This is a genomic window from Nonomuraea sp. NPDC026600, from assembly GCF_040638335.1.
In the GTDB taxonomy this organism is placed as follows: domain Bacteria; phylum Actinomycetota; class Actinomycetes; order Streptosporangiales; family Streptosporangiaceae; genus Nonomuraea.
In genome coordinates this window covers 260812-277971 of record NZ_JBEZYD010000004.1, presented here as the reverse complement: position 1 = coordinate 277971, position 17160 = coordinate 260812, and the positions used below count along the sequence as shown (strand labels likewise).

Genomic DNA, 17160 nt, shown 5'->3' with positions numbered 1-17160 from the left:
CCGCGGTCCTTGGCCTCAGGTTCGGTGGGCCTGTCGAGCGGGAGCGCGGCTCTGCTGAGCGCGTGCGCTTCATCGGGGAGCTATCGGCTCAGGCCGGCGACAAGGTTGATGGCGAGCGCGACGATGACCGTGCCGAACAGGTACGACAGCAGGGCTTGGCGGAGCACGTTCGCTCGGAACGTGGCGCTGCGCAAGTCGGTGTCGGAGACCTGGAACGTCATGCCGACGGTGAAAGCCAGGTAGGCGAAGTCGGAGAACTGCGGCTGCGCATCGGGTTCGCCGTAGTGGAAGTCCACGCCGCCGCGAGCCGCGTAGTACAACCGGGCGTACCGCAAGGTATAGACGGTGTGCACCACCGCCCACGAGGTGGTCACGCTGGCGACACCGAGCCCCGCGTGCATCACGACCACGGACGGCTCGGTGGTGTCACCCTGGACGATCATGTAGCCGACGGCCATCAGGCTGGCCACCGCGGCGACGAGCAGCAGCAGATCCGCACCCGCGCGAGTCGGGTCTTCCCGTACCGCGTCGGCGGCGGTCGCGGCACCGTCGAGCCGGGCGATCCGCCACCAGGTGACGAGCAGGAACACCAACGCCGCCACGTCCCAGCCGATCAACGGCACATATGGCAGCGGCACTGCCACCGCGGCCACAGCCAAGGCCAGCAACCCGCTGGCGGCAGCGATCAGCGCGGTCCGGCGCGGCGAGATTCCGGCCGGCCCTGACGCCATCTTCGGCCGCATCGCAGGTCACCCTCTCTCCGACCAACTCTTCCCAGAGTAGGGTCTTCCGGCAATCCGGCCTGTGACGGGGTCGCCCCGGCAGCCTCATCGCCATACGGCGCCGGGGAGGCGGTTCGGAGATCCTCACCGCCCTGCCCGACCGCCACGATTACCGAGGCAGCCGGTCTGCGTCAGCGGGATAGCTCTCAGCCGATGGCGTAGGCGCGGGTGATGGTCTGCGTGAGGCCGGCGCCGGACGCGTCGGTGGCCGTCACTCGCAGCGAGACGAATCCCGGAGTGCGCCGGCGTGACGACGATCGTGCCCGCCAAAAGGATGGTGACGAGTCCGTTGCCTAAAATCATGAAGTACCTCTTCGGTAATCAAGGGGGATCGCGGCGACCGCTTCAGGGCGTGCTTCGCCCCCGCGGGAGCACACCCTGAAGCTCGTGTTCCGTTGGCTGGAGTCAGCCCGTCGCGCAGCCCGTCTTCTTGTTCCGCGACGCCACCATCTCGGGGGGCATCGGTTCGTCGGCGACGGTGAGGGTGGCCATGCCGTACCTGCTCAGGTGGCCGCCGGTCACGTACACGGAGTTGGGCACCGACGTTCTGACCTGCTGCTCATTGCCTTGCGTCACGTACTCGCCGACGGCCAGCCCGCGCCCTTTCAGCAGCGCCCGCACCTCGCTCACGGGCCTGTTGTAGAAGGGCTTGCAGTGCAGGGGTTCACCGGGCGCGTCAAGGCTCCCGATGATCTCGTACTCCTCGCCGGGACGGGCTTCGCGGCCGAGCGTGATCTCCGCCGAGCCGGCGAAGTCCTTGGCGATGGTGACCCCGATCGGGCAGCTGCGGTGCAGGACGCACTGTTCTGGCCGGTCGATGGTCTTGATCTTGTCCTGGTAGCTGGACGGGCCTGGGTCGATCTCGCCGACGAAGCTCGGCGTGGCGGGTACGACACTCAGCGAGATGTCGAGACCGGCCCCCCGCAGCTGGCTCTCGTACACCTTCGGGTCGGCGGTCAGGTCTTTGACCTCGATGACGTAGTGGTCGCCCTCCTCCTTGATGTCGAGCGCGGAGGCGGTCGCGGGAGTCAGGATCGCCCAGACCGCCGCCGAGATGACCGCCGCGGTGATGGGGAGCGCGAAGAGCGGGCGGCGCCATCTCCTGCGAGTGACGGCCGCAGGCGCGGGCTCCGCGTCCATGATCGCGTTCATCATCTCTCGCGCGACCGGGGTCAGGCCGGGGCCGGGGGCGGAGGCGAGGCTTCTGATGGCTTCGTCGATGTTGGTGTTCACGCGCTCTCCTCCGCGAGCTTCACGGCTCGCGAGCCGTACCTGTTGAGATCGACATCGGTGGCGGCCAGTTCGGCCGCGAAACGCTTGCGGGCGCGGTGCAGGCGTTGCCGTACGGCCATGCGCGTGCAGCCCAGCACCTTGGCGATCTCGGCGTTGCCGAGCCCCTCCCAGCCGACCAGGGACAGCAGTTCCCTGTCGTCCTCGGACAGGCGCATGAAGGCCTCGCGCGTCGCCCCGGGAGCCTGGCCCACCTCCGAGCCGAGCCAGTCGGTGAGCTCTTCGCTCAGGCGCGTCGTCAAGGCCGTCCTGCGCGACTCGCCGCGGCGGTGGTTGGCCAGGGTGCGCCTGGCCACGCCGTACAGCCAGAGTCTGGCCCTGTCACCGGGCGGCACGTGGTCGAGCCGCCGCCACGCCGTCGTGAACGTCTCGGCGATCACGTCGGCGGTGTCGTCGGGGTGGTCGGTACGTCGCCGGACGTAGGTGGAGACGGCCGCGTAGTGCTCCGTATAGAGCGCCTCGAAACGCCGCCGGGGCTCCGCTGCTCCCACGTCGTCGTCCTTCCGATAAGGCAATGTCACGTGAGAGTAGGCGTCCGGATATTTCCTCCTGTGACACGACATCTCGTTCGCGATGCGCCGAGGCCGCAACGCCGCACGTGCCCCGCAAGCCGCCGCCCGCTACACCCCCGCCTGCGAACTCACCCGAGAGCGAGGAGAACCCGGCACCCCGACGACTCTGGAACTCGCCGCAACCGTTTCACGCTGGGGAGTGTGAGCAGGTACCTGCCCTGCTGGGCTAGCGCAGCCACCGTAGAGCCGCGTCGGCGCAGTCCTCGGGGCTGGTGTTGAAGGCGATGGCCGCGTCGGGCGCGTGCTGCCGGACCAGGTTGACCGCCTTCTCGAAGAATTCGAGTAACGGCTCGTGCTTGCGGATGCCGCCCCCGATCACCACGCAGGCGTAGTCTCCGCGGGTCAGCGCCTCCACGAGTGCTCCTTCGGGGTTCTTGTCGGGTGCCAGCAGGCACCAGTCGGCCTCGATGCCATGATCGTCGAAACGGGCCTGACCGCGTGCTATCGCCGCCTGGACCGGCTCCGGGTCCCAGCCCTGGATCTCGGCGGGATCGAGACCGACCACCAGTACTCGTGCCACTGTCACGCGTCCTCCCTCTCGCAGAACGTCTCCACGCCGGCGCGATGGTCGAAGGTGGAACCTGGGTCTTCCCGCGTGCGCCACGTATCCCGATCTTGCCACGCGCGCTTCTCGACGTGCTCTCGTCAGAGTGACAGGACATTGCGCTAGCAGGAGGGGCTGAGGACTGGGGCCGGCCGGGCATCCGGTGCTTACTGGATGCCCGGAATGGAGCTGTTACGTGTTGGTCGGGGTGACGTGCCACAGTCGGTCGGTGGAGTTCTGATCCACATCGAGATAGATGTGGTCCCAGGTGCCGGAAGCCTCGTAAGTCTGGAGCGTTATCGCAAGGGCGGTGTTGGTGCGTGGACGCAGGCTGCCCCACTCGGTGTTGACGTTGGTTTCGGCCACCTCGTCCCGGCGCGACCAGTCTTGCAAGGGCGAGTCGTCGCAGGTCTTGACGACCAGGGCGTCTCCCGCGACTGGGGCGCCCGTGGCGGGCTGGAGGCACTTACCGGCCAGTTCGTTTTTGAAGACGAAGAAACCGTCGGCCTTCTCGATGATCGTCCAACGGGCTGTCCTGTACTGCTGAAGGCCTGGGGACCGCACCGTATGGGCCCTCGTCCCCTCGGCTACGGCGTCGTTCGTGAGGACAAGGTGGCTGCCGTCCATCCGGTTGTTGATACGCGAGTTGAAGGTCGTGGTATCGGCATGTGCGGCGGGTGGGAACGCCACAAGGGCGACGGTGATGGCGGTCGAGGTCAGCACTGCGCAGCGCCTGGTGCTGGGCATGGGCAAGGTCCCTTTCCGTAGGGGATTCGGGTTGCGGATGTCACTGTGCGTAGTCAATCCGGCCGTCTGTTCGGACAGGCGTCACTAGGTGCAAAGCAGGGAGAAAGGCCAGCTCAAAGCGTCTTGACGGCGCGGGCGGCGGCCAGGTCTCGCGCGTGAATCGGTGAACACGCCGGACACGGTGATCTTACTTTGCGTGCGTTGATCGCTACGGTGTGCGTGCGTCTCTTCGACGCACCTAACCCCATCCGCTCAACTCGCTGGAAAAAGGGCATGCACCGCATCCGTATATTTCTGACATCGGCATTGGGGCTCGCCGCCGTCTGCGCCCTCACCCCTGCGGACTCAGCCGCGGCGGCGACGGCCGCCGCTTCCCCTATCGCCGCTGTCATCCAGTCCGATCCTCCGCCGGAGGAGCCCTGCCCGGGCGGTGAGCCGAAGCCGTGCGGCGCGTCGAACCAGGAACGGGACAGTGTCGACTCCGGCCGCCAGGACGCCAAGAAGGACTCGGCCCAGGCCAAGAAGGACATCGCCGAGGCCAAGGAGAAGACCGAGAAGTGCTCTCCCGGCTCCGCGCAGGGCAAGCAGTGCATGGGGGACCTCCTCGGTGCCGGCGCCGAACAGCTTGAGGGCATAGGCGCCAAGGAGCGTGCGGGTATGGACACGGCCCAGGAGGCGTTGGACGGTCTCCGCCCCGTGCCGACGGACAACGCCGGACCCGCCGTGGGCGCGACGTGCGAGGCGTTCGCCGCAGATCTGCCTGCCATGTTCACGGCCTCTGGCGACCTCGCCGAGCTGACCGGTGTCTGCGAGCTGATGAACCGATGATCGTCATGAACTCCCGAGCCTGGCGGATGGCGCTGCTTCCCGCCGCCGCCCTGGTCGCGCTCGTGCCGGTGGCCGCGTTCGCCGACCCGGAGCCGCACGTGCCCACCGCGCGGGCCTTCGCCGGCGACGAGCCGCTGCCGTCGACGAGGGGAGCGACCAAGTACTGCGCCACGCACCCCGGCGGCTGCCGGTTCGAGATCGACAAAGCCGCGTCCGGCGACTACTACAGCACGGTCAAGTCTTTGGGCAACGCGGCCATCAACTGCACCGACGACCCGATCACGGTGAACCGCCAGATCACCCTGAAGACCGGCAGCAGCGACAATCTCGGCGGCGAGATCACCGGCAACATCACGGTGGAGGGGCAGATCAACGCCTCCGGCGAGGTCTCCGCCGGAGTGAACGCCGAAGGCAACGGCAGCTTCGACACCCCCAACAAGCAGCAGGGCCCCAGCGCCACGGTCGGGGCCAAGGCCGGTGCCAGCGGCAGCGGCAAGCTGGCGGGCTCACTCGGTCTCAAGGGCGCTTTCCAAGGCGCCTTCAAGCTCCAGTACCAGCGCACTTGGACCACCGAGCACACCGAGTCCACCAGCTACAGCACCACCGTTCGCTCCGGCGACGCCCTGGCGTTCGCGGCCAGTTCCGCCATGCAGCGGATCGCCGGCACGATCACCACCCGCGGCGGTCTCCTGGTCCGCGACGTCGTCGTCACCGGCCCCTCAACCGTCAACACCAGCACCTTCTTCGCCCAGACCTTCACCGTGCCCGGAAACACCTGTGACCAGGTGCGTCCCCGCGGCAAGACCGCCGTGGACGACACCATCAACGCTCTCGCCCGCCGCGCCGATCTTTTGACGGTCGTTCCCGCGCTACCGCCAGGCTCCCACCTCAGGGAGCGCACCATGCTGCCCGTCGAGCGTTCCTGACCGTCCCGCCAGAGCACACCATTCCGTGGAGATCACTGTGAGAACCCCGCACACCCGGGTCTGGACCGGCGCGGTCCGCACCGTCGGCATCACCGGCACCCTATGCCTGGGCCTGTCCACAGCAGCCCAGCCCTCGCACGCCGACACATCCGCCAGCCGGCCGGTCGCGGTCATCAACGGCGACTTCGCCCTCCCCGCCTTCCCGCCAGGCAGCGTGAACTGGGCCGCGGTCCAAGGCTGGTCCGTGGGCTCGACCGCCGGATCCGGCACATCATCCGGCGTCGGCCGCTACGCGGGCGCCCAGTCCGGGCATCCTGACGCCAAGACCGCCCTCATGCTGCGTTTCCCGCTAGCCACCTACGGTTTCAAGCAGCGACTGCGTGGCGTACGCGCCGGCGCCCAGGTCACCGTCACCTTCGACGACAGTCCCGGCATCGCCGCCGCGTGCACCCCGGCAGCCGTCGCCGACGGCCAGCCCTACACCGTCGAAGGCGCCGGCGGCCCGGTCAGCGATCGGACCACCGCCCCCGATCCGGACAAGAAGCTCAACACCCTCGGCAAGGGCGTCTGGCGCACCGGGCAGACCTACACCTTCACCGCGAGCGAGCACGAACCGCTGCTCACCTTCACCTCCCAGGTGCCCGCCAACGCCAACGCCAACGGAAACTGCGGCCCCATGATCGCCGACCTACGGGCCGTCCAGACCCCGCCACCGGTGGACAAGACCATCCCCAAAACCGCCCTGCCGCCCTCCCAAGCCTTCTACGGCAACGACAGCAGGCCGGTGACCGAGGCGGTGAGCCACTGCAACAGTGCGCCGGGCAGGTGCACCTTCACCCCGGACAAGCCCTACTCCTACGCCTACTACGAGCCCGCGCAGGTCAACAGCGGCACGTACATCAACTGCACCCGCAACGCCCTCACCCGCACCCGCCCGATCACCGTCGGCGCAACCTCCTACGGCGACCTCCCCGCCGCCGCCGGACTGCCCGGCAGCGGGACCTCGACCAGCAACATGGCCCAGCAGTTCACCGCCGGATCCGCGACCAACCCCCCATGGACCACCACCGCCACCGAGAACGTCACCGAGGTCCTCCAACCCTCAGAAGCCTCATGGATCGAGACCCAGGCCGGGCGCCGGCGCACCGAGGGCTGGTTCACCTCCAACCCCACACCCGCCGACCCGAACACCGAATGGCGCCTGTACACCGTCCTGGACCACCCCGCCACCGAACTCTCCGACCGCGTCTACCAACGCACCGGCCCGATGACCCCTTCGGAGAAGCAGCGCTGCACGTCCGACCGCCCCACCGCCTCCACCCCAGTCGGTGCCGGAGCCCCCGCAGGCACCAACCGCTCCCTCCGCTAGCCGGCTCACTGTGGCCAAGCCGAGTCGGGCCATGAATCTGGAGGTCCACGACTTTCTGCTCGAGCACGACAAACGGGGCCGATCGGGCGGCGCGACGCGCGGTCCGATCGGCCCCGCCAACCATCTCCGCCTACTAAGGTGGGGCGTCCGTGGTGTGACGACAGCATGGCGGCGCAGTGAGCGGTAGCCGAACGCATCATCTGTGACCATGAAGTCGTCGGTACCAGCGCGCCTGAGGCAGCAAAGGAAGACCAGTGAGCACTGGCACCCCTCGCCCCACGGTCGGCGCCGTGGTCCTGACCATGAACGACCGGCCCGAAGAGTTCTCCGTCGCGATGAACTCCCTGCTCTCCCAGCAAGGCATCGACCTGGACGTGGTGGTGGTCGGCAACGGCTGCGCACCCGACCAGGTGCCGGGCGGCGTGCGGACCGTCGAGTTGCCGACGAACGTGGGCATTCCCGAAGGACGCAACGTGGGCGCCGCCAACGTGAAAGGCGACCTGATCTTCTTCTTCGACAACGACGCCGTACTCCCCGCCCCTGACGCGCTGTTCCGCCTCGCGGCGGAGTTCACCCGCGACCCACGCCGCGCCTTCGTCCAGCCGCGCATCGCCGACCCGGTCACCGGCCGTACCCTGCGGCGCTGGGTGCCCCGCCTGCGCGTCTCTCACCCCGACCGGAGCGGCACCGTGACCGTCATGGCCGAGGGCGTCGTCATGGTCCGCCGCGACCTGTTCGAGGCCGTCGGCGGGTGGCCCGGCCACTTCTTCCTCTTTCACGAGGGAGTCGACCTGGCCTGGCGGCTGTGGGACCGCGGTTGCATCGGCCACTACGCGCCCGATGTCATCGTTCATCACCCAGCCACCGACCCGGCCCGCCATGCGGCCTTCTACCGTCTCAACGCCCGCAACCGGGTCTGGCTGGCACTCCGCAACCTGCCCGCCCCGCTGATCCCCCTCAACCTCGCCATCTGGGCCCTGACGACTCTGTGGCGCTTCCGAGATCCCGCGGCGTTACGCGCTTCCCTTGCCGGACTCGCCGAGGGGCTGCGCGGAGGGCACGGCGCCCGTACACCGATGCGCTGGTCCACGGTGGCACGGCTTGCCCGGGCGGGCCGGCCCCCTGTCTGATCCAGGAGCCTGGTTTCTGCGCAGGACGACTGCTTCGTGTTGGTCTCCGCCATTGACCGAGCCGACCAGCCAGAGTTGTGAGGTGTCTGGCACGGGTTACAGGTGAACGCCGGTTTGGCGGGAGATCTGGGATGATGTTGTGGGTTTCGGTGATCGGCCTGAGGAGTCCCTGTACCGGGGCGGCTCGTTGCAGACGACGAGGAGACCATCCGTCTGGCGAACGCGGCGATGGATCTCGGCCTTGGTGGTGTTGAAAGGCCGTCTGAGTGAAGCATGAAGGTGGTGACCGTCCTGCCCGGCCGGATGTGGTTCACAGTGCTGGGCCCGCTGCGGGTGCTGCGGGAGGACCGTGAGGTTCGTCTGGGCGGGCCGCAGGAGCACGCGTTCCTGGCCCTCCTGCTGGCCGCCGGAGGACAGCCGGTCGGCGTTGAAGACCTGGTCGACGGGCTGTGGGGGCAGGACCCGCCGCGCACCGCGCTCAACATACTCCATCGGAATGTGGGGATGTTGCGCCGAGCGCTGGAGCCGGGATTGCGGGCACGAGAGGCGGGCCGCTGGCTTTCGCGCAGGGCGGGGGGATATCAGCTCGCGGTGGACGCGACCAGCGTGGACCTCCTCCGCTTTCGGCAGCATGTCGCTCAGGCCCGGGCGGCCGCCGCCGAGAATCACCCCGACGAGGCGGTGGAACGCTATACGCGGGCTCTGCGGTTGTGGCGGGGGGCCGCCGGCACCGGGATCAGGCCCGAGGTTCAGGCCCGGCCGGTGTTCGTCGCACTGGACCGGGAATATGCGGCGACCGTGGGCGAGGCCGGCGACTGCGCGTTGGCGTCCGGCATGCCTGAGCGGCTGCTGCCCACAGTGCGGGCGGTCGCCGAGCGGGATCCGCTGGACGAACTGTCGCAGGCCCGGCTGGTCCAGATGCTGACCGCGACCGGACGTCAGGCCGAGGCCCTCGCCGTCTATCAAAGGGTCCGCGCGCACCTCGCCGACGACCTGGGCATCGAGCCCGGTCCTGAGCTGACGGCGGCCGGAGAAGGTGTGCTGTACCGACGGGCCGTTCCTGGCGTTAGGAGCACCCTTCCACAAACCACCCGCACTGCGGACAAAGTCACCAAGCCCGCTCAGTTGCCCGCCGATCCGCCGGTCTTCGCGGGGCGGCGCGCGGAGTTGGCGCAGATGCCGGCGCTCGGGCCGGACACGCCGATGGTCAGGGTCATCTGCGGAATGGGCGGCATCGGCAAGACCGCCCTGGCCGTGCACTGGGCGCATCAGGTCGCCCACCGCTATGCCGACGGGCAGCTGTACCTGAACCTGCGCGGCTTTCACCCCAGCGGGCAGGCGATGAGCGCCGGTGAGGCGCTGAGCGTCCTGCTGGCCGGTCTCGGCGTGGCCGCGGAGGAGGTCCCGGCGTCGGTGGAAGCCCGAGCGGCCCTGCTCCGTGGCCGTGTCGCCGGACGGCGGTTGCTCCTGCTGCTGGACAACGCCCGGGACGCGCGGCAAGTACGTCCGCTGCTGCTCGCGGACACCGGTTGCCTGGTCATCGTGACCAGCCGCAACCGGCTCGACGGGCTCGTCGTCGACGAGGGTGTTCATACGCTGCCCCTCGGCCCGCTGTCCACGCGCGAAGCGGCCGACCTGCTTCGCGCGCGGCTCGGCGCGGCTCGGACGCAGGCGGAGCCGGACGCGGCCGCACAGATCCTGTCCCTGTGCGGCGGGCTGCCACTCGCGCTGGCCATCGTCACCGCCCACGCCCTGACGCATCCCACCTTCACCCTGGCGTCCATCGCGGCCGAACTGCGCCAGGCGTGCGACAGCCTGGACGCCTTCGCCGGCTTCGACTCGACGGCCGCCCCCCGGGCGGTGTTCTCCTGGTCTTACCACGCGCTCACTCCGGAGGCGGCACGGCTGTTCCGGCTCCTGGGTACCGCCCCGGGATCCGACCTGAGCGCGTCGGCCGCGGCCGGCTTGGCCGGCCTGAGCCTTCGCCGCGCGCGTCCCCTGCTGGTGGAGCTCACCGCCGCCCACCTGCTGACCGAGCACGTTCCCGGCCGCTATGCCTTCCATGACCTGGTACGCGGGTACGCCGCCGAAACGGCCGCCGCCGAAGATACGGGCCACGATCTCACGGCTGCCCTGCACCGGCTCCTCGACCACTACCTCCACACGGCACACCGCTGTTCGGAGACGATGAAGCCCGGCCAGAACACGCTTCCCTTCCCCCGGCCGCAGAGTCGCGTCACCCCGGACCGGATCGGCGACACGGTTCAGGCGCTGGCCTGGTTCACCGCCGAGGAGAGCGTCATCCGCTCCACGGTCGAGCACGCCGCTCAGCTCGGGCTCGACCACCATGTCGCGCATCTGGCCTGGTCCGCGCATACGTACCTGATCCTGTTCCGTTCAGGGGAGAGCGCGCTGGCACTGGCGCGGGTCGCGGTGCGGGCCACGGCCAGGCTGGGGGACGCTTCCATGCACGCCCACGCCCTGCACACCCTGGCATCGGCGTGTACACGTGCCGAACTGCCCGAAGAGGCGTACGACAACTACCGGCACGCGCTGAAGTCGTTCACCGAACTGGGGGACGTGAAGGGCCAGGCCATCGTGCACCTCGAACTGACTCGCCTGCACGACAGGCAGGGCCGGTTCCAGGAGGCGCTGCACCACGCGCGGCGATCGCTCGCACTCTCGCGGCGGGACGGGGCCGACGCCTTCGAGGAGGCGGGCGCCCTGAACGCGGTGGGCTGGGTGCTCATCCGGCTGGGCAACCATCGAGCGGGACTGGCCTACACCCGGCGGTCACTGACCCTGCACACCGAGGTCGGCAGCGTGATCGGCCAGAGCTTCAATCGCTACACCATCGGCTGGGCGCATCACGGTCTCGGGGAGCACCGCGCGGCCATCGACAACTATCGCAGGGCCCTGGCACTGGGCGATGGCCAGGCGTGGCACGGCCGTGACCACGACGCTCTGGTGCTGGAGCGGCTCGGCGACGCCCTGCACGCCGTCGGCGACCTCGATGCGGCCCGGTCGAACTGGCGGGCGGCCCTGGGATGCCTCTACGACTCCCGCACCGAGGCCAGGGCGGCCATCACCGCCAAACTCGGCGACCGGCGGTGATGGGCTCGTCGTCATCACCCGGAATCAGGCCATGGGGAGCGCCGCCGTGGCCGTGGGGCGTTGTGCGTGGAAGCGCATCAGCCTGCTCAACGCGGCCTCGCATCGTTCGACGCCCTCGCGTGTCCAGGCCTGTCGCCTGGCGAAGGCCTGCACCAGGCTGTGGTACCGATAGGTTCCGTACGGGCCGGCCAGCAGCAGGTGCGCCTCGACCAGCGACTCCAGCAGCCGATGCGCCTGAGGTCGCGGCAGGTCGAGCAGCGCCGCGGCCGAGTCCGCCACCAGCTCTCCGTAGTCGGGCAGCGCGGCCAGCCGGAACGCTGTGGCCTGCTGCGCGCCGAGCCGGCTCTGCGCCAGCAGCAAGGGCGCCTCGATCAACGCGCAGTCGTCGTTCCCACCCGCGGGCCGGTACAGGTCGTCCTCCAGCCGTCGGCCGACCTGTCGTACCGTCCAGTGTGGTCTGGCCTGCAGCAGGTCGGCGGCCACGCGTACGGCCAGTGGCTGGTGCGAGCACAGGTCGACCAGTTCGACGGCGGCTCGTCGCTCCTCCAGGACTCGCCGGTGGCCGGCCAGCCTGGCCAGCATCTCCAGCGCGTCGTCCCGCGGCAGGGCGTCGAGCCGGAACCAGCGGACGCCGGACAGGTCGATCAGGTGCCTCCAGGTGGTGACGATCGCGGCACAGCCTGGCGCCGCCGGCAGCAGGGGAAGTACCTGATTCGCGTCGCTCGCGTCGTCCAGCACGATCAGTACGCGCTGATCGGCCAGCACGGTTCGCCACAACGCCACCCGTTCCTCAAGAGAGGTGGGCAGCCGCTCCTCCGGCACGCCGAACGAGCGGAGGAACGAGCCCAGCACCGCGGCAGGAGCCGTCGGACGGCCGCTGGAGGTTCCGAGGTCGGCGTAGATCTGGCCGTCGGGAAACCGGTGCCGCATCGCGTGCGCGGTCTGGACAGCGAGCGCGGACTTTCCCATGCCGCCGAGCCCGGTGATCGCCACGACCGGCGTCCCTCCGGTGGGACGCAGCGTGTTCTCGATGGCGGCCAGCTCCGCCTCTCTGCCCACGAAACCGAGCGGCGCCGCCGGCAGTTGGGCGGGCGGCCGCCCGGTCGGCAAGGTCGCAACCGGGCACCGCGTCGTCGCGGCGAGCCCGGGGTCGGCGCGCAGGATGCGCTGATGCAGCTCGCGCAGGCCGCCACCGGGATCGATGCCGAGTTCCGTGGCGAGCAGCCGCCGTACCCCGTCGTAGGCCGACAGCGCCTCCGCCTGCCGGCCTGACCGGTACAGGGCGATCATTTGCAGCTCCCGCAGCCGCTCTCGCATGGGCTCGGCGGCGACAGCCGCGGCCAGTTCCTCATTGACCTCGGCGTGTTGGCCGAGCTCCAGCTCAAGCGCCAGTCGTTCCTCCAGCGCCGCCACCCTGTGCTGGGCCAAGCGCGTGCGTTCCTGGTCGATGTAGTCGCCGCGGGCGCCGCCCAGGGGTGTTCCTCTCCACAGCCGTAAGGCGTTGCGCAACAGGTCGGCAGCCTCGGCTGGGTTCCCTCCCGCGCGCATCGCCTGCGCCTCGCGTACGAGCCCGCAGAAGGAGACCCAGTCCACGCCCACCGCGCCAAGCGATATGGCGTAACCGCCGCCCGATGACCTGATCACCCGGTCCTCGTCCGCGCCGGAGTGCAGGACGCCGCGCAACCGGGACAGATAGGTGCGTGCGATGGCCCGCGCGGATCCAGGCGCCCGATCCCCCCACAGCGTGTCCACGAGCTCATCGAGCGACACGGTCTCACCCTCGCGTAACAACAGGAGGGCGAGCACCGCCCGCTGCTGGGGCGCGCCGAGGTCCAGCTCCGTTTCACCGCGCCACCCCCGGACCGGTCCCAGCAAAGCGAATCGCAACCCCGTACTCATGATCGATCGTCCTCCCCATGCTTCCTCGTGCCCGCGGGCAGCCTCCCCTCGGCGCCTGCGTGTCTGATGAAACCTCCAGGGCACGGGCCATCGTAGGGCGGCGTTTCTGCACAAGGACTGACTGAAATGTGACCGCCCTCCCGCACAGCCACATATACGGGCCGTCAACGTTCCTCATGCGGGTGAGTCCGTACGGTCATGCGCGGTGACCTGGCAAGACAGGCCAACTCTTGACAGACGGACGGCGGATAGCCGCGACTCTCTTTCGATCCACTCAACCGAGGAGAACGACCATGCTCTATTTCCTGATCGGCTGCGTAATCTCGGGTGCCATCGCCGGTGGCCTCGGCCGGCTGATCCTGCCCGGACGGCAGAACATCAGCGTGTTCGCCACCATCGCCGCGGGTACCGTGGCCGCTGCCGTCGGCACCGGAATCGCCTACCTGGTCGGCTTCGCCGACAAGGGGTGGCTGGTGCTCCTCGTGCAACTCGCCCTCGCCGTGGTCTGCGTGGCCACTGTCGCGAGCAGCATGAGCAAGAAGAGCAACTCCTGACGCTACGACAAAGAGGCGGCCGTCGCCGGAGCACTGGGCTCCGGCGACGGCCGCCTCTTTTGTATTGAGTTCGGGTCCGGACGGCGGGCGGGCCGACGATCTCGCCGGTTTCTCCCCCAAAGAGGGCATTGAGCACCCCTCAGCCCCCACGTACTGTCACGATGAGCTTGGGTTGCCGGATTTCAGCCCGCTGCAAGCCGATTGCATAGCCGATCCAAAATACTCCCGAATGTCAGTGCTGATGGAGGGAGTTGCGGCGGATGCGGTTCGCGGTGCTGGGGCCTGTGCGCCTCTGGCGAGGAGACGTCGAGCTGAACTCCGGTCCTCCGCAGCAACGGGCCCTGCTCGCCCTCCTGCTGGCGTACGCGGGACGGCCGGTGAGCCTGGATGAGGTGATCGACGTCCTTTGGGGGCAGGACCCGCCGCCCAGCTCGGTCAACGTCGTCCAGAGATATGTGGGCAACCTGCGCCGGTTGATGGAGCCGGGGCTTCCGTCCAGAGCGGAGGGCGGCTGGCTGCTTCGGGGCGCGGGCGGCTACCGCCTGAAGGCCGATGCCGGCACGCTCGACCTGCTGCGCTTCCGCCACCTGGCCGAACAGGCCCGCTTGGCTGCCCCTGCAGAGGCGGTGGAGCTGTACGCGGACGCGCTGGACTCATGGCAGGGGGAGGCGGCGGCGGGCCTTCCGGCCGAGGCACGGTCCCAGCCGGTGTTCGCCGCTCTGGAGCAGGAGCGGATCACGGTCGCGCTGGCGGCGGCCGACGTGGCGCTGGAACACGGCGGGATGGTCGGATTGCTGCCCGCGCTGAGGGTGGCGGCCACCCGGCATCCGCTGGACGAGCGGCTTCAGGCCAGGTTGGTGCTCGCCCTGGCCGCCACCGGCCGCCAGGTCGAGGCGCTGGACATCTGGCAGGCGGTCCGCGACGAGCTCGCCGAGGAGTTGGGCATCGAACCGGGTCCCGAGTTACGCGCCGCTCAACAGCGCGTACTGCGCGAGACGGCCGGACCCGTGGGTGAGGCGACCGGACTCGCGGTGGCGCCGACGGGCGAGGCGGCCGTCGTGGTGCGGCCCGCGCAGCTGCCCGCCGATCTCGCCGTCTTCGCGGGCAGGCGGGCTGACCTGGCCAGGGCCCTGGCCCTGCTCGACGGTGACGCGCTGGGGGCGGTCGTGATCAGCGCCATCGGCGGCATGGCGGGCGTCGGCAAGACGACGCTGGCGGTTCACTGGGCGCACCAGGTGGCCCACCGTTTCCCGGACGGCCAGCTGTACGTGAACCTGCGCGGCTTCGACCGCCTCGGCTCTGCCATGAACCCCGCCGAGGCCCTACGGGGCTTCCTGGAAGCGCTCGGCGTGCCGCCGCACCGGATCCCGGTCGCGATGGACGTGCAGGTCGGGCTGTACCGGAGCCTGCTGGCCGAGCGTCGGGTGCTGATCCTGCTGGACAACGCCCGCGACGCCGACCAGGTACGCCCGCTGCTGCCCGGCTGCCCCGGCTGCCTGGTGCTGATCACCAGCAGGGACCGGTTGCCGGGCCTGGTGGCGACGGAGGGGGCGCTTCCGATGACGCTGGACCTGTTCCCGGTCAAGGACGCCCGGGAGTCGCTGACCCGGCGGCTCGGTGAGGAGCGGGTCGTGCGGGAAGCACAGGCGGTGGACGAGATCGTCGAACGGTGCGGCGGTCTGCCGCTGGCCTTGGCCGTGGTGGCCGCCCGCGCCGCCGCCAACCCGGCCTTCCCGCTCTCCGCGATCGCCGCCGAGCTGCGCGAGACGCCCGAAACGCTGGACGCCTTCGCGGACGGCGACCCGGCCGTTGACGTGCGGGCGGTGTTCTCGTGGTCCTACCGGTCGCTCAGCGCGGGGGCGGCCCGCCTGTTCCGGCTGCTGGCGCTGCATCCGGGGCCGGATGTCGGCGCCGGTGCGGCGGCCGCTCTCGCGGGTGAGCCCGTACGGCGTCCACTGAACGAGCTGACCAGAGCCAGCCTGCTCACCGAGCACGCTCCCGGCCGGTACGTCGCGCACGATCTGTTGCGCGCGTACGCCACCGAACTCATGGAGGACTCCGAGGACGATCGGCACGCGGCCGTACGACGGCTGCTCGACCACTACACGCAGCAGGCGCATGGGGCATGCAGGAAGTTCGCCCCGTTCTGGAGACAACCGGAGCTGTCCGGGTCCGTGCCGGAGTTCGATGACGACCGGCAGGCGCTGGCCTGGTTCACGGCCGAGCACTCCGTCCTGATGTCCGTGGTGGAGCTGGCGGCCCAGGGCGGGTTCGACACGCACAGCTGGCAACTGGCCTGGGCGCTGGAACGCTTCCTCGATCAGCAGGGTCACTGGCGTGACGGCGCGACCGTACAGCGCCACGGGCTCGCCGCCGCCCTGCGGCTGGGACACAGGACCGCGCAGGCGCACCTCCATCGGGCGCTGGCCCGCGCCTCCGCGCGACTGGGGGACTACCACGTGGCCTGGCCCGGTATCCGGCATTCGCTGGAGCTGTACGAGGAACTGGGCGACCTGAGCGGGCTGGCCACCGCCCACCGCACCCACGCGTGGCTGCTCGACCAGGTCGGACGGTACGAGGAGTCAATCCAACAGGCCGAACAGGCGCTCGACCTGTACGCCGCCACCGGAGACCCCGCCGGCGAGGCCGGCATGCTGCACGCGCTCGCCTGGACCCACATCAGGCTGGACCAGGACTGCCGGGCCGCCTCGTACCTCCAGGAGGCGCTGATCAAGCTGAACGGCCTGAGCAACCGCTACGGCGACGCGGGGGTCCTGGACGGCCTCGGCTACGCCCTGCACCGGCTGGGCGAGTACGAGCGGGCCATCGTGTACTACCGGCACGCCCTGACCCTCTACCGGGAGGTCGGCGACCGGTACAACGAGATCGGCACTCTACGCCACCTCGGCGACAGCCACCGTGCGGACGGTGACCAGGACGCGGCCAGGGCCGCCTGGCAACGAGCCCTGGACCTGGTCGACGAAGCCGATCCAGCGACGGCGGGCGAGATCCGCGACAAGCTCCACTACCTCGACATGCCCGACCTGGTGGGCGCCGAGAGACGGGTCAGACGCTCCTGCCGCGGCGGCCCCTGACCAGGTCGGCGATCGCAGGTAGTGGGTTGTACGGGGCGATCTCCGCCCTGCTACCCGGACCCCGAATACCGGCGTATTCAATTCGTCATCGGGCTGTCAACCTCCGGCCTGCATCATGGTCGATGTCAACGAGATACGCCGAAATCTCCTCCATCTCGACACCGCCAATCCTGCGCGGTCCCTCCTCGCCCCCCAGCTGAACGGGTGCTGGGCGGCGACCGTCCGATCACCACGACGGCGCGGGCCACACAGTGTTTTATGTCCGGGGGGCATCCTGAAATAGGGAGACGGTGGCCTGTGCCCGCTTCCA

At 69.6% G+C, this 17160-nt stretch carries 13 protein-coding genes; 7 read left to right on the top strand and 6 right to left on the bottom strand.

Features of this window, described 5'->3' with window-relative positions; all coding sequences use genetic code 11:
- Positions 1–80: 80 nt before the first annotated feature.
- The 5 genes from AB0F17_RS11465 to AB0F17_RS11445 all read right to left on the bottom strand — a co-directional run bounded on the left by AB0F17_RS11465 (position 81) and on the right by AB0F17_RS11445 (position 3935).
- The gene (locus AB0F17_RS11465; RefSeq protein ID WP_358020015.1) at positions 81–743 is read right to left on the bottom strand and encodes a DUF1345 domain-containing protein; all 663 of its coding nucleotides are present in this window, start codon (positions 741–743) and stop codon (positions 81–83) included.
- A 444-nt stretch (positions 744–1187) separates the two neighbouring features.
- Entirely contained in the window at positions 1188–2015 is an 828-nt protein-coding gene (locus AB0F17_RS11460) for a hypothetical protein (protein ID WP_358020012.1), read from the bottom strand.
- Positions 2012–2563, bottom strand: coding sequence for an RNA polymerase sigma factor (locus AB0F17_RS11455; protein WP_358020009.1), 552 nt, complete (start codon positions 2561–2563; stop codon positions 2012–2014). Before AB0F17_RS11455 ends, AB0F17_RS11460 begins: the two co-directional genes overlap by 4 nt.
- A gap of 247 nt (positions 2564–2810) precedes the next feature.
- Positions 2811–3170, bottom strand: a complete 360-nt coding sequence (locus AB0F17_RS11450) for a hypothetical protein (RefSeq protein ID WP_358020006.1) — start codon at positions 3168–3170, stop codon at positions 2811–2813.
- Positions 3171–3380: 210 nt separating this feature from the next.
- Positions 3381–3935: an RICIN domain-containing protein gene (locus tag AB0F17_RS11445; protein WP_358020003.1), complete on the bottom strand. Its 555-nt coding sequence runs from the start codon at positions 3933–3935 to the stop codon at positions 3381–3383.
- Between the two features lie 273 nt (positions 3936–4208).
- Here AB0F17_RS11445 and AB0F17_RS11440 point away from each other — a divergent pair, with 273 nt between their 5' ends.
- The 5 genes from AB0F17_RS11440 to AB0F17_RS11420 all read left to right on the top strand — a co-directional run bounded on the left by AB0F17_RS11440 (position 4209) and on the right by AB0F17_RS11420 (position 11302).
- Positions 4209–4763: a hypothetical protein gene (locus AB0F17_RS11440; RefSeq protein WP_358020000.1), complete on the top strand. Its 555-nt coding sequence runs from the start codon at positions 4209–4211 to the stop codon at positions 4761–4763.
- A 5-nt stretch (positions 4764–4768) separates the two neighbouring features.
- Positions 4769–5689 carry a hypothetical protein gene (locus AB0F17_RS11435; protein WP_358019997.1) on the top strand — a complete coding sequence of 307 codons (921 nt, stop codon included), beginning with the start codon at positions 4769–4771 and terminating at the stop codon, positions 5687–5689.
- Between the two features lie 37 nt (positions 5690–5726).
- Positions 5727–7058 (top strand): hypothetical protein, encoded by a 1332-nt coding sequence (locus AB0F17_RS11430; RefSeq protein ID WP_358019994.1) that lies wholly within the window; start codon positions 5727–5729, stop codon positions 7056–7058.
- A gap of 254 nt (positions 7059–7312) precedes the next feature.
- Positions 7313–8188 carry a glycosyltransferase family 2 protein gene (locus AB0F17_RS11425; protein ID WP_358019991.1) on the top strand — a complete coding sequence of 292 codons (876 nt, stop codon included), beginning with the start codon at positions 7313–7315 and terminating at the stop codon, positions 8186–8188.
- A gap of 273 nt (positions 8189–8461) precedes the next feature.
- Positions 8462–11302, top strand: a complete 2841-nt coding sequence (locus AB0F17_RS11420) for a BTAD domain-containing putative transcriptional regulator (protein WP_358019988.1) — start codon at positions 8462–8464, stop codon at positions 11300–11302.
- A 24-nt stretch (positions 11303–11326) separates the two neighbouring features.
- Here AB0F17_RS11420 and AB0F17_RS11415 read toward each other — a convergent pair whose 3' ends face one another.
- A complete protein-coding gene (locus tag AB0F17_RS11415) occupies positions 11327–13201 on the bottom strand; it encodes a BTAD domain-containing putative transcriptional regulator (RefSeq protein WP_358019985.1) in 1875 nt (624 codons plus the stop codon).
- Positions 13202–13494: 293 nt separating this feature from the next.
- Between AB0F17_RS11415 and AB0F17_RS11410 the strand changes: the two genes are divergently transcribed.
- Both AB0F17_RS11410 and AB0F17_RS11405 read left to right on the top strand, forming a co-directional pair.
- A complete protein-coding gene (locus tag AB0F17_RS11410) occupies positions 13495–13755 on the top strand; it encodes a GlsB/YeaQ/YmgE family stress response membrane protein (protein ID WP_358019982.1) in 261 nt (86 codons plus the stop codon).
- 260 nt (positions 13756–14015) lie between these two features.
- On the top strand, positions 14016–16850 hold the full coding sequence (locus AB0F17_RS11405) for a BTAD domain-containing putative transcriptional regulator (RefSeq protein ID WP_358019979.1): 2835 nt from the start codon (positions 14016–14018) through the stop codon (positions 16848–16850).
- Positions 16851–17160: the final 310 nt, after the last annotated feature.

Coding starts and splice junctions, on each gene's coding strand:
- AB0F17_RS11465 (WP_358020015.1), bottom strand. CDS start 743: ATGCGGCCGAAGATGGCGTCAGGGCCGGCCGGAATCTCGCCGCGCCGG.
- AB0F17_RS11445 (WP_358020003.1), bottom strand. CDS start 3,935: ATGCCCAGCACCAGGCGCTGCGCAGTGCTGACCTCGACCGCCATCACC.
- AB0F17_RS11410 (WP_358019982.1), top strand. CDS start 13,495: ATGCTCTATTTCCTGATCGGCTGCGTAATCTCGGGTGCCATCGCCGGT.
- AB0F17_RS11440 (WP_358020000.1), top strand. CDS start 4,209: ATGCACCGCATCCGTATATTTCTGACATCGGCATTGGGGCTCGCCGCC.
- AB0F17_RS11420 (WP_358019988.1), top strand. CDS start 8,462: ATGAAGGTGGTGACCGTCCTGCCCGGCCGGATGTGGTTCACAGTGCTG.
- AB0F17_RS11415 (WP_358019985.1), bottom strand. CDS start 13,201: ATGAGTACGGGGTTGCGATTCGCTTTGCTGGGACCGGTCCGGGGGTGG.
- AB0F17_RS11405 (WP_358019979.1), top strand. CDS start 14,016: ATGCGGTTCGCGGTGCTGGGGCCTGTGCGCCTCTGGCGAGGAGACGTC.
- AB0F17_RS11435 (WP_358019997.1), top strand. CDS start 4,769: ATGAACTCCCGAGCCTGGCGGATGGCGCTGCTTCCCGCCGCCGCCCTG.